The 13,463-nt window shown below is 55.5% G+C and carries 10 protein-coding genes; 3 read left to right on the plus strand and 7 right to left on the minus strand.

Annotated elements, in window-relative coordinates; genetic code table 11:
* Positions 1-8: 8 nt before the first annotated feature.
* Positions 9-947 (minus strand): tyrosine-type recombinase/integrase, encoded by a 939-nt coding sequence (locus TERRO_RS15310; RefSeq protein WP_014786605.1) that lies wholly within the window; start codon positions 945-947, stop codon positions 9-11.
* A 123-nt stretch (positions 948-1,070) separates the two neighbouring features.
* Here TERRO_RS15310 and TERRO_RS15315 point away from each other — a divergent pair, with 123 nt between their 5' ends.
* Positions 1,071-1,619 (plus strand): hypothetical protein, encoded by a 549-nt coding sequence (locus TERRO_RS15315; protein ID WP_014786606.1) that lies wholly within the window; start codon positions 1,071-1,073, stop codon positions 1,617-1,619.
* A gap of 423 nt (positions 1,620-2,042) precedes the next feature.
* On the opposite strand, the gene TERRO_RS15325 is transcribed toward TERRO_RS15315, so the two are convergent.
* From TERRO_RS15325 to TERRO_RS15335, 3 genes are all read right to left on the minus strand, one after another.
* On the minus strand, positions 2,043-2,741 hold the full coding sequence (locus TERRO_RS15325) for a ParA family protein (protein WP_014786607.1): 699 nt from the start codon (positions 2,739-2,741) through the stop codon (positions 2,043-2,045).
* Between the two features lie 306 nt (positions 2,742-3,047).
* Positions 3,048-4,583, minus strand: coding sequence for a replication initiator protein A (locus TERRO_RS15330; RefSeq protein ID WP_014786608.1), 1,536 nt, complete (start codon positions 4,581-4,583; stop codon positions 3,048-3,050).
* Between the two features lie 881 nt (positions 4,584-5,464).
* A complete protein-coding gene (locus tag TERRO_RS15335; RefSeq protein ID WP_014786609.1) occupies positions 5,465-5,701 on the minus strand; it encodes a hypothetical protein in 237 nt (78 codons plus the stop codon).
* A gap of 963 nt (positions 5,702-6,664) precedes the next feature.
* Here TERRO_RS15335 and TERRO_RS15340 point away from each other — a divergent pair.
* Both TERRO_RS15340 and TERRO_RS15345 read left to right on the plus strand, forming a co-directional pair.
* Entirely contained in the window at positions 6,665-7,075 is a 411-nt protein-coding gene (locus TERRO_RS15340) for a plasmid mobilization protein (protein ID WP_014786612.1), read from the plus strand.
* 149 nt (positions 7,076-7,224) lie between these two features.
* Positions 7,225-9,039, plus strand: a complete 1,815-nt coding sequence (locus TERRO_RS15345) for a type IV secretion system DNA-binding domain-containing protein (protein WP_157178391.1) — start codon at positions 7,225-7,227, stop codon at positions 9,037-9,039.
* 48 nt (positions 9,040-9,087) lie between these two features.
* On the opposite strand, the gene TERRO_RS23975 is transcribed toward TERRO_RS15345, so the two are convergent.
* The 3 genes from TERRO_RS23975 to TERRO_RS15360 form a co-directional block, all read right to left on the minus strand.
* Positions 9,088-10,134 (minus strand): tyrosine-type recombinase/integrase, encoded by a 1,047-nt coding sequence (locus tag TERRO_RS23975; RefSeq protein ID WP_081490655.1) that lies wholly within the window; start codon positions 10,132-10,134, stop codon positions 9,088-9,090.
* Positions 10,059-10,937: a site-specific integrase gene (locus TERRO_RS22790; protein WP_157178392.1), complete on the minus strand. Its 879-nt coding sequence runs from the start codon at positions 10,935-10,937 to the stop codon at positions 10,059-10,061. Before TERRO_RS22790 ends, TERRO_RS23975 begins: the two co-directional genes overlap by 76 nt.
* A 435-nt stretch (positions 10,938-11,372) precedes the next feature.
* Positions 11,373-13,247 (minus strand): radical SAM protein, encoded by a 1,875-nt coding sequence (locus TERRO_RS15360; protein WP_014786616.1) that lies wholly within the window; start codon positions 13,245-13,247, stop codon positions 11,373-11,375.
* Between the last annotated feature and the right edge of the window lie 216 nt (positions 13,248-13,463).

Genomic DNA, 13,463 nt, shown 5'->3' on the forward strand with positions numbered 1-13,463 from the left:
AAGCCTTGTCACAATCCGATCGCATCGTTCACCGCGACGGCAATGTCCTGCTCGGACCCTAGGTAGCGTTCCGTCGTCTGGATCGACGAGTGCCCAAGCAGGAACTTGATCTGCTCCAGGTCCCCACCCGCCTTGCGGCAAAGCTTGGCACATGTCCTCCGCAGATCATGAGCACCGAAGCGCTCGATCCCAATCTCCTTAGCGGCTTCCGTGACAACGGACCAGATGGCCCAGTCGCTCAGACTCTCCCCGACTTTGCCGCCCTTCGAAACAGAGCGTAGCAAGGGCCCCTTCTCCACAGAGCCGGCCGCCTGCCAAGCATCGATCCCCTTCGTCACCCAAACCGGTATCGCCACCGTGCGCACCCGCCCGCCCTTGCCGACCAGATCGATGATCACCCAGCGGTTCTCCCGCATCTGGATATCCTCGACGGTGAGCGAGGCCAGTTCCCTTCTCCGCAGGGCGCAACCGACCAGCAGCGCCAGGACTGCGTAATCCCGCTTCCCCTTCACCGTGGAGCGATCGGGCACCGCCAGCAGTTCCCTCGCCTGCTCTTTGGTCAGCCAGTTCCCCAGCCGGGTTCCCTTCTCCTTCACGTTCGGGATGTCGGTGAGGTTGGCGGCGTCCTCGTGAGAGAGCATGCCGTTTTTCCGAGCTTCGGCGACCAGCTTCCGGACCGCGGCCAGACGGACATTGACTGTTGAAGGTGCTAGGTCTTCCATCGAGGTCCGGTACTCCAGGAGGAGCGCACGGGTGAGGGGTCGGCTGGGAGCGAAGGCGAAGAGGAGGTCCAGCGCCTTGGCGTAGTTGCGCCGGGAGTGAGGCGAGGTGACGGCATCGAGCACCATCTGCCGCAGCTGGAGCTGGGCCGGCGACAGGCCTGGCGCCGGTGAAGCAGTTTCCGGCTCTTCGGGCGCCCAAAGCGCGATTTCGGTCGATTCGGTCACTTTCCGAGTTTACCTCCGACAATCTGCATTGTCGTGGGTAATCTTGCGGCTTTCCGAGCCCGATAGATGGCAGGTGTGCCAGTAATCCCGGTATGCTGAAAACACTGTTTAGGAGGCTTTTCGATGGCCAGGCCCGTGAAATGGTCCCGTGACCTCTACCCCATCCGCGAGCGTGCCGCCCACTCCCGCACCGAGACCTGGGCCCGGAAGGACATCGAGCGGCTCTTCGATATCCGCCGTGCCTCCGCCCAGAGCCTCATGAAGGCGATCGGCGAGGTGCAGGCCGTCGGTGGCGCCCACTTCGTGGACCGCACTTCCCTGCTCGCCTTCCTGGACGAAATGATCGCTGCGGATTTGGTGGAGAATGCCCTTCGGCACCGTCTACTAGAAGCCGAGGCTCCGCCGGCGCCGAAGCCGTTGCGTGTCGCCCTGCCTGCGGGCCTGCGCAACGTCATGCTGCGGGATTTGCCAGAAAACATCAAGCTCACTACGGGCCGGCTCGAGATTTCCGCACCGGATACCATCGGCATGCTTGAGAATCTTGCCCTGCTCGCCCAGGCATTGCAAAACGATCTTTTGAGCATTGAAATGGTTCTGGACCGTCCCGTCGCATCGAGGACGACAGACCCTGATCTTGGAGCTTTCCTGGAGCGCTTGAGGTTAGTGGATTAGGACACGTCGCCATCTATCTAGCTAAACCCCAGTATGTCGGGACGGTCTTGAGCACGATCGACGCTTACCGCTCCATCTCATCTAGCAGCTGTGAAAGCGCATCATGGTATGTGAGTTGATACCTATCTGCGTATGCGACGAACCGGTCATATTGCTTCACCGTCAAGCGGATAGCTAGGTGGCGAGTCGGTTCCGGGGAGCCTATGCGCCGACGGCGAATGTTGGTCGGCGAGAGACTGGGTGACGAGGCTGATATAGCTGGCTCGCGGCTTACGAAACCATGCTGGGCAGCTGCAGCGTCCATTGCCTGCACGTCAATCCTATGTCGCGGCGCGGCAGCTGGGAACGAGGCGATGCGCGCGGTAAAGGCCGCTTCATTTGTTATCTCAGGCTCTTCATCTTCGGGTTCTAGGCCAAATTTACTCACTCTGTTTCCTCTTTCTGCAGCCGTGCGAGCGTCTCAATTAGCTCTTCAACTACGAGGTGAACATTTTCGTAGGCTGCTTCTAGATTCCCCACGCGGTGGCTGTGTAGCTCGGGGAGGCTTAGGCGCTCTACAAAGATGGCCTTGAAGGCTAACCTCTCGGCGAGGCTGTTTTTGAACCTTGGAATACCGGCGGCGCTAATTTCCTTTTCAAGCTGCTGCTGCACTGATGAGACCGGCGCGCCCGGCGCCGGAGTGCGGGTCATGAGCACCTTGAAGGGTATACGTCGCTCGGGATTAGATCTCTGCGCCACTCGTTCTTCATCCCTGACGGCGCGAATTGCCTTACTCGCCTGTCGAACATCGACTGCACTTGCTTGCACCGGGATTATCACAAAGTCCGCTAGCGCGATTGAACGTGATACCAGCACACTTGCCGTGCCTTCAAGGTCGATGAAAATGAACTGTTGCTTCTGGGCATCCAATATCTCCATCAGATTGGACTCTCGAACACCCCCGACGACAACGAGCTTAGTAGTCGATGTCCCCTGCGTCTTCCAGTCGTGGATGGGCTGATTGGGATCAGCGTCTAAGATGCAGACACTCGCCCCTTTCTGCGCAAGATAAGAGGCTAAGAGAAGTGTTGTGGTGCTTTTACCCGCTCCACCTTTGGGGTTCGATACTGCTATTACGGGCATGAAGTCCTTTGCAAATTCTGCGATATCTCTGCGTTATTGCGGCATTAAAGCATCGCTATCGCTACGATATCGCAAGATTTATTGCGAGCGGTAGGGTCCACTATCAAGCTTGTTTACTGCAACGATACACCTGCGTTATTGCAGCGATACACTTTGCAGTATAGCATTGATATCGTTTATCGCTACGATATCGCAAATAATATTGCTTGCCGCTCTCAATATCGCATGCTGTATCGCTTATCGCAATTATTAATGAAATATGGCGTCGGGCCGATCTGACGACTCCTTTTCGCCGGGTAGGTCGCTCTAATCGCCGAAGAGCACCCCTTGGCCATTGTCGCGGAGCCACTCGTCGAATGTCGGGAGTTGAAGCTCATCGGCGATTTCCTTCTGGAGCAGTCGTAGCAGATCTCGCCTACATTGTTCTGCCGTCAATCTGTCCAGCACTATCCCTATGCGTCGATCCTTTGACACCTCGACACGGATTTGCCTCAACTTCTTATCGAGATCAATTTGGCCGTAAGCCCTTTCAATAACTTCATCCGCTTGTGTACGTCGCCAGCTCTCATAACGTTCTCTCAGAGTCAGCTCTTGAATTTCCCTACCAATCTGCTCTTCGTGCGAAGCTAACTGTTCCGTCAAAAGGGAACGCCTCTCGTCTCGCTTGCGTGTAGTTTCAAATGTGAGGGGAACTCCCTTGCCGCCATCTATGAAGGCGATGATGAAGCCAGCTGGGTTTTTGATGCGTCGTCCACCATCACGAGCAATCTCGCTGTCCAAGTACTCCAATTGGTCTTTCACGACATCAGGATCGTGCGCCCGACAGATTGCCGCAGCTTTGTCTTCCGCAACGCCCCTGGACACTAACGCGTCGCTTAGCTCAGACTGAGCCCCTACGAGCTCAGTATGGTTCGCTGTTGATACGAGCTGCCGCCTCTGTGCCGTCGCAATGACGTCGAGTATGGCGCGTCCAGGCGACAACACCAACTTGAAGCCCTTCTTTGATGACATTGAGCGGATATCCCATTTTTGTAAGTAGCCAATGCCTACAAGGTCATCCAGAGACAATCCCATAGTCTCCCGGATTTTAGACACATGCTGATAACAGCGGACATTGAGCAACGCACAGAGCTCACCGTAGTCCTTCTCTACCTCTTTTCCGCGACTGGCATAGAACCAGACGTAGAGGTACACAAAGATTCCCTTTGCTGTGGGACGTACAAGTTTCCGGTATTGAGTGAAGTCCTCCGGGACGACGTAGGACTGGTTCAAGTTTTCTAGAAGCCAATCCTCCAATTCGACTGCAAATTGCACGGTCTGGTTTCCGCCATCGTTGTCACTTTCGCCAGTGCGCGTGAAGCTCCGAAAGACGTGCACTGTCTTGTTCATGAACTTACGACGCGACGACGAGTAAATGATCTGCTCTGACGTGATCGTTGTATCGGCCATGCGCATGCCCCACTGATTCAGGTCCTCATAGTTGGCACCTGAGTCACTTAGACCCAAGGCTTTGAGCATGCTGTAGCCAGAAAACCGGATGGGGTTTGTGATCTCGCCTTCCATCATCTTGCGTTCCATAGCGATCTTCATAAACGCCATGTATTTGTCTCGGTCGGAAGTTGATGGCAAACCAAGAGTGGAGCGAAATTCGGCAGACACTCGAATTCGCTTCCCGTCGCGATTCACCCACTGCTCAATCCGCCGGGAGAGATCGGGATCGTTGCTTCTTCTATCATGAGCGCTGAAGAACCCGATCTGAAGAAGGTTTTTTTCGAACCTGATCAGATCGATTGCATCAGGCAATGCAATCGTCTTTTGATTAGCCTCGGGTCGTTTTGCCATCTTTAATCTCGCTGTGAACTTCTTCTAATGACTGTGATTCTGCTATAGAAAAGCAATACTGTGAAGCAGTCTAGAACCTTTAGCGTTCCGGAAGTCGTTACAAGCAAGGGACTTGACGGGAAGAAATTTCCAGCCGGGTCCGGGAAGATTACCAGCCGAGTCCGGGAGGCCTTCCAACAGGGTTCGGACCACAGTTCCAGCGGGGTTCGGAACGTTTTCCAGCCAAGTACGGCAATATTTCCAGCCGGGTCCGGGGCCTCATTTCCAGCCAGGTCCGGGAACAAAAGGGGCTCTCGCTCCGATTAGCGCGCTCATTTCCAGCCAGGTGCGGGACTCGTGGGTCATATGTTGGGATAAGGAGCTCGTTATTTCCAGCCCGGTTCGGCAATTCGCCTCGGAAGGGCGCCTCAGACTCAAGCTTTTCCAGCCGGGTTCGGGTGTTGAGCTTTGATTGCGTGTTGGATACGACTTAACGAGTTCATTCTAGGCGCTGGAGCGTCGTCAAGGCGATCGTTCCACCCGGGTTCGGTACCTACACTGATGGTTTTACCTAGCGCTACAGGGTTTTTCCACTCAGGTCCGGGAGATTTCCACCCAGGTTCGGGCTCTGAACGGATTCCGCTCATTGACCGCGGATGGCGAGGGATAGCTCGCAAGCTAGCCGCACAGGCCTGGATCTTGCCCTTACGCACTGGAGTTCTTCGACCGACGATTGCTGCGGCAGGAGTCACAATAAATTTCAGCATTCCATGCAGAGCGGCGGCGAGTTGGCAGCAAGGTTGTGTCGGGAAATCGACCGCGCAGAAACTGGCCGTGGCCCGGCAGTGGGCCAGCACAGATCATGCATCCAGCGGCCGTTGTAGCCGCCTCCCGCCAACAAGCTAGCTGAGTAAGACCAAACCTTTCTGCTTCGACAGTTCTGCGATGGGCAGACCCCGGCGCATGCACTCGCTCTCCGCAGCATCTGCGAACCGGCTCCAGCCCTTCTCCCAGGCGTCCTGCCTAGAGGCGAGTTCTCTTGCGGTAGCGAGCCAGTAGATCACAAGAACATCGCTGTCCTCGGTGAAGAGTTCGACATGTTCAGATTTGTCCGCTTCCCGCCACGATCTCAGATCCATGTGGCTGAGGCTAGCAGCGCAACGTTGTTCTCCTCATAGCACTTTAGGGTGTCAGGAATGCCACGAAGGCCTTGCAGGGGACCGCCGGCATTTGGATGTAGCGAACTCAAGCGGCTCCGTCCAACTTGGATTCGAACCAGTTGAAACTCTACCTTTTTGCTGGCAGCCTATTGGCATCCTGCGCCAATGAAGCCCATCAACAAACATCTGAGGCGCGCTTGCTCCAGCCTTAAAGGCAGGAGATGAAATCATGACAGGTCACACTCGCAATGCCTATCGCAAAACAATTTCGCTCTTCGGTCTGCTTGCAATCTCTCAGCTTCAGGGCTGCCTGATGGCAGGTCATGCACCCTCGGTGGGGACATGCGTCTGCCCTACGCTGGGGTCCTTGCCGTTGTGCTTGTGGCCATCCTTTGGAGTGTCGTCCGCTTCATGAAGTGACCCAAACCGAACTTCTTCGGAGGTCCGCCGCAGCATGCATTTGAATTTCGCTTTCGTGCAATTGTCGAACGCAATGCGTGGTCCTGCAACGCAACTTCGCATCGTCACGCGCGACAAGCCTGATGGATTGCCACTGCACTTGGAACGCTATGAGCGCGCCCCAAAGACCCACAGAACGGTCGGCGAACAGTAACCCCAACCCTAAGAGACGGTTTACAAGCATCTACGCTGCTTTGCAGCGGGAGAAGAGATGACACATCACCCCCAAATGGGATCTGTGGCGTATACGTACGTATACGAAAGCTTAATCTGCCGTATACGCCCATTAGAGTCAGTAGCTTAGATAGTCTCCGATCAGAAGCCATGCGCGGCCGGTGAATCCGGCAACTCCGCCCCGTAAACGCCAAAGCACTGCTTTCCGTAAACGCGTTCATTGCAGGGGAGTTAGGTCCGCATTGGCGTAAACGGCGCTTGACCGCACTTCTCCTCTCGTCTAGGTTGGTTGCAAGGCGGCCATCCCCCATGACCACTCCCCGTAATTCAGGTTCCGCACCCGAGAACGCTTCGGACAAGCCAGGCTTCCGCACCAAGATCCTTTCGACCCGGATGACGCCGGAGGAGCTTCGGGAGGTCGAAGCAGCCGCCGAACGTGACGGCAAGAAGTCCGCCGAGTGGCTCCGGGACACAGCGCTGAGGAGTGCGCGGCAGCGTCCGGCTGATCCCATGGAAGTGCTTCTGGGTGAGCAGTCGGCGATGCGCTACATGCTCCTGAACCTTTTCTATGCGACGGCCCAGGCAAACGCGGAAGGGAAGCATTTGCTCCCCGAGTCCGTGCTCAAGATTCGCGACCAGGCAAACGCCCGGAAGGTCACCGATATGCGGAAGCTCCTCGAAAGTTTTGCCCAGGAGGGTGGCGTCGGAGGTCAGCCGTGAGCCGGCCGATGGAGTTCCCGAGACGGGGAGGCGGACTGATCTTCGCCCTCGTTCTGCTGCTTGGCGGTCCGATCTTCCTGGTTCTTCCGGCCGCGATGTGGGTGACCTGGGTTCTGTCGCCCCTTCAGCATTTGTACCTTCCGGCATACGTGGCCAGCAGCTTCGCGGAGGACCATCCCCGCAATCTCACCTCCATTCGTTGGGTGATGAAGACGGCACCGAAGCGCAAGCCGGAGGTGCTCCTCCCGGCCGACTCCGAGGCCGACCCGGACAGCAAACTTGCGGTGAAGCTGTCGGCTGTCGCGCGGGTTCGGGGATGGCAGGGCATCGTGCAGGATCCTGTCGAGAAGGTGCGTTCGGCGGAGCTGGCGCCCTACCTTCGGTCACAGATCTTCGAGGGCGAGAGTGCGGGATGGCTGATCGCCCGGCCACTGCTCTATTCGCTTGCCGCGATGATTGCCCTGTACACGGCATGGCAGTACTTCCGGCATGGTTCCGGAAGAGCGCGGGCACATGAAGAACGACACGGCCGTCGCACCAAAGGCCCCGAGCTGGGGTCCGGCCTTGCTCGGTTCCGGCGTTCGGGCGAGGATGGCATCCGGCTCCGGATGCAACGACGAGGCATGCTCCCCGGTGGTAGCTACCGCATCCCGAAGCGGCTGGAGTCGAGCCATATCCTGCTCATGGGCGACACGGGTTCGGGCAAGAGCTCGGCCATCCGGCAGATCCTTCGGCAGGTGCAGGAGCGAGGCGAGAGCGCCATCGTCTACGACCCGGCGATGGACTTCGTGGGCGAGTTCTATAACCCGGAGCGGGGCGACCTCATCCTCAATCCGCTCGACGCCCGCTGCCCCTGGTGGGATCTGCGGGGCGAGGTATCGAGCCCGGAGATCGCCATGACGATCGCCGCCGCGATGTTGCCGGAGAAGGAATACGAGAAAGCATTCTTCACTGATGCGCCGCGCCGGGTACTGGCACGGCTGCTGATGTGGCACCCGAAGACCCGCGACCTGTTGCAGTGGATGAGTGATCCTGAAGAGATCGAGATGCGGGTGAAGGGAACGCCGCAGGCGGCGCTGGTCGATCCTGCCGCCCCGGCGCAGCGAGCCGGTGTGCTCTCCAGCTTGAACATGATCGCTGACAGCCTGGAACTGTTGCCGGAAGATCACACCAAGCCTGGCTTCCGGACCGAGGACTGGAAGTTTCAGCGCACGCGGTGGGTGTTCCTTACTTCCTCCGCCGCGTACCGAGAGAAGCTCTTGCCGCTGCACTCCGTTTGGCTGGACTTGTTCATTCTGCGCATGATGGAACCGTGCGTGAACGAGGGAGCCAAACCCGTCTGGTTCGTGCTCGATGAGCTTGCCAGCCTCAACAAGCTGCCGCAGCTTCATGCCGCCGTGACCGAAAACCGCAAGTACGGCAATCCGGTTGTCATGGGCTTGCAGGGTAAAAGCCAGATGGAGAAGCGCTATGGCCAGGACGCCGAGGCTATGCTCTCCCAGCCGGCGACGAAGATCTTCCTCAAGACCTCTGAGCCGCGTGCGGCCAAGTGGGTTTCCGACGCGATCGGCGAGATCGAGATCGAGCGGCTGAAGGAGTCGCGCAGCATGGAGTTGCTCGGGTCTAAGCAGTCCTACGCCATGGAGATCGCGACGAAGCCGCTCGTCATGGCTTCCGAAATTGCCGGGCTTGCGCCGCTACATGGTTTTATCAAGCAAGAAAACCGTGTCATCCCGACGAATTTTGCGCTGGCCAAGAAGTGCAATAAACAAGCGGATTTTGTAGAGCGGAAGAGAGAAGAGGCACCGCCGACAAAGCCAGCGGAGAAACTGACGGATGCACCAATTCAGAAGCGAGTACCTGCTCCAACGTCGAAGCAGCTGCAGGCCGAACTGCCGCTGGGAAAGCCTCCCGAGGTGAAGCGGGAAGGATTTACGTGGGACAGCAGCAATGAAATCGAGTAAAAACCAACTTGCAGCAAGTACCTTCGGAGCCGAAAGCGGCTAAACGGGTCAAAGACCCTCAATAAATTGCATAAGAGCTGCGTCATCCCGCCAGTGTTTCTTGCTCCTCTTGGGACTGAGCTTATCCAATTGTGTGCGGAAACGTTCTGACGTCATCGTAAGGTAACGTTCGGTAGAGCCAAGTCCTACTAACCCCATGTAGGCCGATAAGGCTGGGATCATTCGGTTGATATCAGCTTTCCTCTTGAACCAAGAGGAAAGCCGGTGTACAGCGAACGTGTGCCGGAAATCATGTAAACGCGGTGCGTAGGGGTATCCGTCCCGTCTCACCACTTGAGCGATCCTTCTCAAACGCTGGAAGCTCTTCGCCAGAGTGGTTTCATTCAACGCGTGCCCGTCCACGTCCGAGAAAAAGTGTTCACTGCTGGTTCCTCTGCGCTGCCTCGAATTGATGTAGGTGCGCAAGATACCGTAGAGATCGGTGCCGATGGGAAGCACTCTAAATCTGCCAAATTGACTACCCCTTATCGTGACTCGTCTGCGCCGGAGATCCAAGTCACACCGTTTAAGGCGACGGGCCTCACCGGTAAGCGCTCCCGTGCCGTATAGAAACAGAAGAAAAGCCCGGAACGTACCAGCGTCAAACTTGCATGCTTTGTCTCTTTGCGAGACCCGCGTCGCTTGCAAAAGCTGCCTCACCTCTGAACGGGAGTAGATATAAGGCGTAAAGACCTGTGGCACTGGTGCTCGTGAGGGAGGGAGAGGCAGTCCGGCGACTTCACCCCGGGCTCGCCAATATAAAAAGAAGTGCTTTAAGAGAAGATGTTTGGAACGCCACGTAACCGTCGACGTTTGTGGACCATTCAGAAAATTTGTAATCTGGCGTTCAGAAATATCTTGAAGATCCATATTTCTGACGTGACGACTGAAGGAGCGCAGAATCTGAGCACCCTTCGCAAAGGCTGCTCCGCCAGCTCTTTTCTGCTCAATGTAGGCGCTTATTGCCTGCTCTAATCGCATCACAGCCCCGCAAGACTGACGTTTGCAACCTTGCGCATCAATTGCAAGTCGAATCGTGCGTAAATGCCGACACATTTAATGTCCTTATGGCCGAGGAAGTCTGCAATCTCTTTTAAAGAGGAACCTTTTTGAAGAAGACGCGTGGCACATGCGTGTCTCAACGCATGTGGCCCAGTATGTTCGAGGTTTATCCCAACTTTACGCATCGCCACATCTACAGTGTGGTACATCGGCGACTGGGAAAGCCTGCCGTAAGGCCGGCGCGCCGACACGAACAGAAGCCGAGATTCGCATTTGGGTCTGCCTCGCTGCAGGTAGTCCAAGATTGCTTCGCCGGCCTCGTATTGGATTGGGTAGTGCTGGATACCACCACGTTTTGCTCGCCGGACTGTAAACGTTTCGCTTCTCCAATCAAAATCGTCCAATCGTAAGCCTGTCACTTCGCTGCTCCGAAGCCCATAGATTGTGAGAAGGGTAAGGATTGCTTTTGACCGCAACGAGACCGGGTCCAGACCCCGAATGGAGCGAACCATTTTTTGCACCTGAGGCCATGAGGGTGCCTTCGGTACATTTTCATACTTGGGTATGCGCGGACTGCGGATCCCTAGAGGAATTCCAGAATCACACCAACCGCGCATCTCGCAAAATCTGAAAAAGCTGCGTAACGCCTGGCATTGGGTGGCAACACCTCTTGGTTTCCACCCTTCAGTGCGTTTAACAGCAATAAATTGATCGACGTGATGTATCGAAACAGCGCCAAAGTCGTTAATTTCCGATGCTAACCAGCGTAGAAACATGTCCGCTCGCGAGCTATAGCCTGTCACTGTGGCAGTCGAAAGGCCGCGGTAGCGAAGATCGACAGCAAAGAGGGCTGCCAAGTCATGGAAAGGAGCGCTAGGAGGACGCGCTAGCTTACCGTGGAAGAGGAACCATGCTTTTGCTACTCGGATAAACACGGTAGACGCCCCAGCAACATGAGGTCGAAGACGATGGGGACCTTCATAGCTTGCCCAGGACTCGCCAGCCCGTAGGATCTCTTCCTCCTGTACTGTCCTAAGTTCCTTAAGTTCGAAAATCCGGACTATATGTAAGAGGTAGTTGGCAGTTGAACGCACCACGTACCGATCAAACCCCTGCTGCAGAAGGTGACTGAGGTATTGTTCGCGTTCTAGCCGTAGAGGTGCGTATTGATGTTTTTCTTGAATGCTCCGATACGGAGAAAGCGCTGAAAACACTGTCTGAATCCTCCGTCAGACGAGCAGGGTCAAGCAACTGAGTCCGCTTTTTGAAAAGCGGACTCACACTAAGGCAAACTAACGCAGTGAAGGTTCACCGTTAACTTCTGGCCGTGAAAAACGTTCAAGAATGTAACCTCCTGAGGAAGGCTCTTCGGCGAAACATCTTTTTAGTGACGAGGTGAGCTCATCGACAGTAACACTGACGCCGTTGGCATAAATTGCGTGGCGACCTTGTGAGCGATGCCAATCGCTCAAGGTAGGCACTGAGGCATGATTCTCAACTATTTGTCGCCAGCCAACCGCATTCTTGAACGAAAAAGAGATCTCAGACGGAGAAAGACCTTCCACACCAAGATCGGCTACGAGGGCGGTGGAGAGTTGGATATTCGGAAGTTCGTAATTGAAGAGATCTTGAAACCACATACCGGAGGCGATGAGTAGGGACCATTTGTCTTGGGAGTAAATTCGCTCTTCGCTGCTTGAATCAAAACGAGCCGCTGAGCGGGAAGCCAATTGCAAGAGGTCAGTAAAACGAAAGTTGATAGGGGCGAGTCGCTGTTCGAAATTTCTCCTAAGTGACGCTAGGATTGAGGCCTTGCTCATCAGCGCACCACGACCACGCTCGAGCACTGCTTCCATGTCGTTGAGGAACCTTTCGACATTGAAGAATGAGGCGAGAGGGGTAGGTTCACCTGTGGTCCTATTTACTATGAGCGGACTCACCACACTTGCATCGGGATGCGCATTTACACATGTTGAGCCCATGGCCCGATGAGGGTTTAATGTGTCGAGAAGTATTGCGAGAGTGTTGTATGTAGCCATAGGGAACCAGTCGCGTCCAGGCATCCAGACGATGCCAGACTGCTGGCTCAGATCATCCGAAAGATCAGACAAGGTATAGCGTTGCTGTTTGCGCCGCGTCTCCGTGATCTGCTCATCTCTTCCTGTGAACATTACTGGTTGGAAGACAACGCCAAGGATTTGGTCAGAACGCTTGGCTGCAAACTCCACTATTTCTGCCAAGCGCGCATTGTTTACGCCGTTGATGACGGTTACCTGAAGGGTCGTATGCAGGCCGGCAGCGCTGATGTTGTCGAGTGCTTTCACTTTCAGATCGAAGAGGTTTCCGATACCACGATGAACGTTGGTGTCATTCGTCACGCCATCCAATTGAAGGTAAACTCCGTGCAGCCCGGCACCCTTTGCTGCAATTGCGAAGCTTGGATCTTCAGCAAACCGCAAGCCGTTCGTCGCGGCATGTAGCCTGTGCAGTCCAATACTCTTTGCATAGGCGACCGCTTCCAAGAAATGAGCCGATATTGTCGGCTCTCCTCCTGAGAAGAGAATATTGATCTCGCGACGAGGTTCCACGGTCAATGCATAGTCGAGCTGTTTGCGGATATCAGAAAGGCTCAGTTCGTGAACGTGGCCGATCTCATTAGCGTTCATGAAGCACGGTTCACACTTCATATTGCAGCGAGTCGTCAGATCGATGATCAGAAACGAACCACGTCCATACTGAACTGTGTGAGAGCCCAGAGAGTCTGCATTCTCCCGTCTCGGGAAGTCGCATCCAGGGAACAGCTTTTCCATGCGCCAGAAAAAGGAAGCGTCGCGAGCTAGTACATCTTCGATTTGCCCATGGCGGGCGCAGTACTTGCGCATGACAACCTGACCATTGACTTCGACGACTTCGGCTTCAATCAACGCTTCGTCGGCGAAAAGAGAAGAGCTTTTCCCCCGGCCTCGGATGATCGCGTCACGTGTCTCTAGCTGGCAAGCTGGGCAAACTGATTGCGTAAAACGTGGGCCAAGCGGTGGGAAATGGCGTTCAGTGCGCTTAAGCAGCCGCGATGTAGACCATGAAGGTGTGGGCAGCTGCCCATCCTTACGACCAACGCTGTTGAGGACAGTCCACGAAGCGTTTGCAAAGCGCGAGATGAGTGACATGAGTTCTCCTGATGTGGATTGTGCTATCTACTTTTCATGTCCATCCTGTAGTGGACATACTCGTCGTAGCATTCAGAGCACGACGAGACATGGCTCAGAACGGAGGTGGATCCTTTGGGAGTGGTCCCCTCGGCAAAAGCCTTTAAGGCAAGTTCATCAGGACAACCGTTTCGTTCCGGGTTTGGAAAGCAGGTGAGAAAAAATTCTTTGAGAAGA

This window comes from Terriglobus roseus DSM 18391 (genome assembly GCF_000265425.1).
Lineage (GTDB): Bacteria > Acidobacteriota > Terriglobia > Terriglobales > Acidobacteriaceae > Terriglobus > Terriglobus roseus.

Excerpts from the sequence above, each read along its gene's own strand:
- TERRO_RS15315 (WP_014786606.1), top strand. The coding sequence starts at position 1,071 with ATGGCCAGGCCCGTGAAATGGTCCCGTGACCTCTACCCCATCCGCGAG.
- TERRO_RS15325 (WP_014786607.1), bottom strand. The coding sequence starts at position 2,741 with ATGCCCGTAATAGCAGTATCGAACCCCAAAGGTGGAGCGGGTAAAAGC.
- TERRO_RS15330 (WP_014786608.1), bottom strand. The coding sequence starts at position 4,583 with ATGGCAAAACGACCCGAGGCTAATCAAAAGACGATTGCATTGCCTGAT.
- TERRO_RS15335 (WP_014786609.1), bottom strand. The coding sequence starts at position 5,701 with ATGGATCTGAGATCGTGGCGGGAAGCGGACAAATCTGAACATGTCGAA.
- TERRO_RS15340 (WP_014786612.1), top strand. The coding sequence starts at position 6,665 with ATGACCACTCCCCGTAATTCAGGTTCCGCACCCGAGAACGCTTCGGAC.
- TERRO_RS23975 (WP_081490655.1), bottom strand. The coding sequence starts at position 10,134 with ATGTGTCGGCATTTACGCACGATTCGACTTGCAATTGATGCGCAAGGT.
- TERRO_RS15360 (WP_014786616.1), bottom strand. The coding sequence starts at position 13,247 with ATGTCACTCATCTCGCGCTTTGCAAACGCTTCGTGGACTGTCCTCAAC.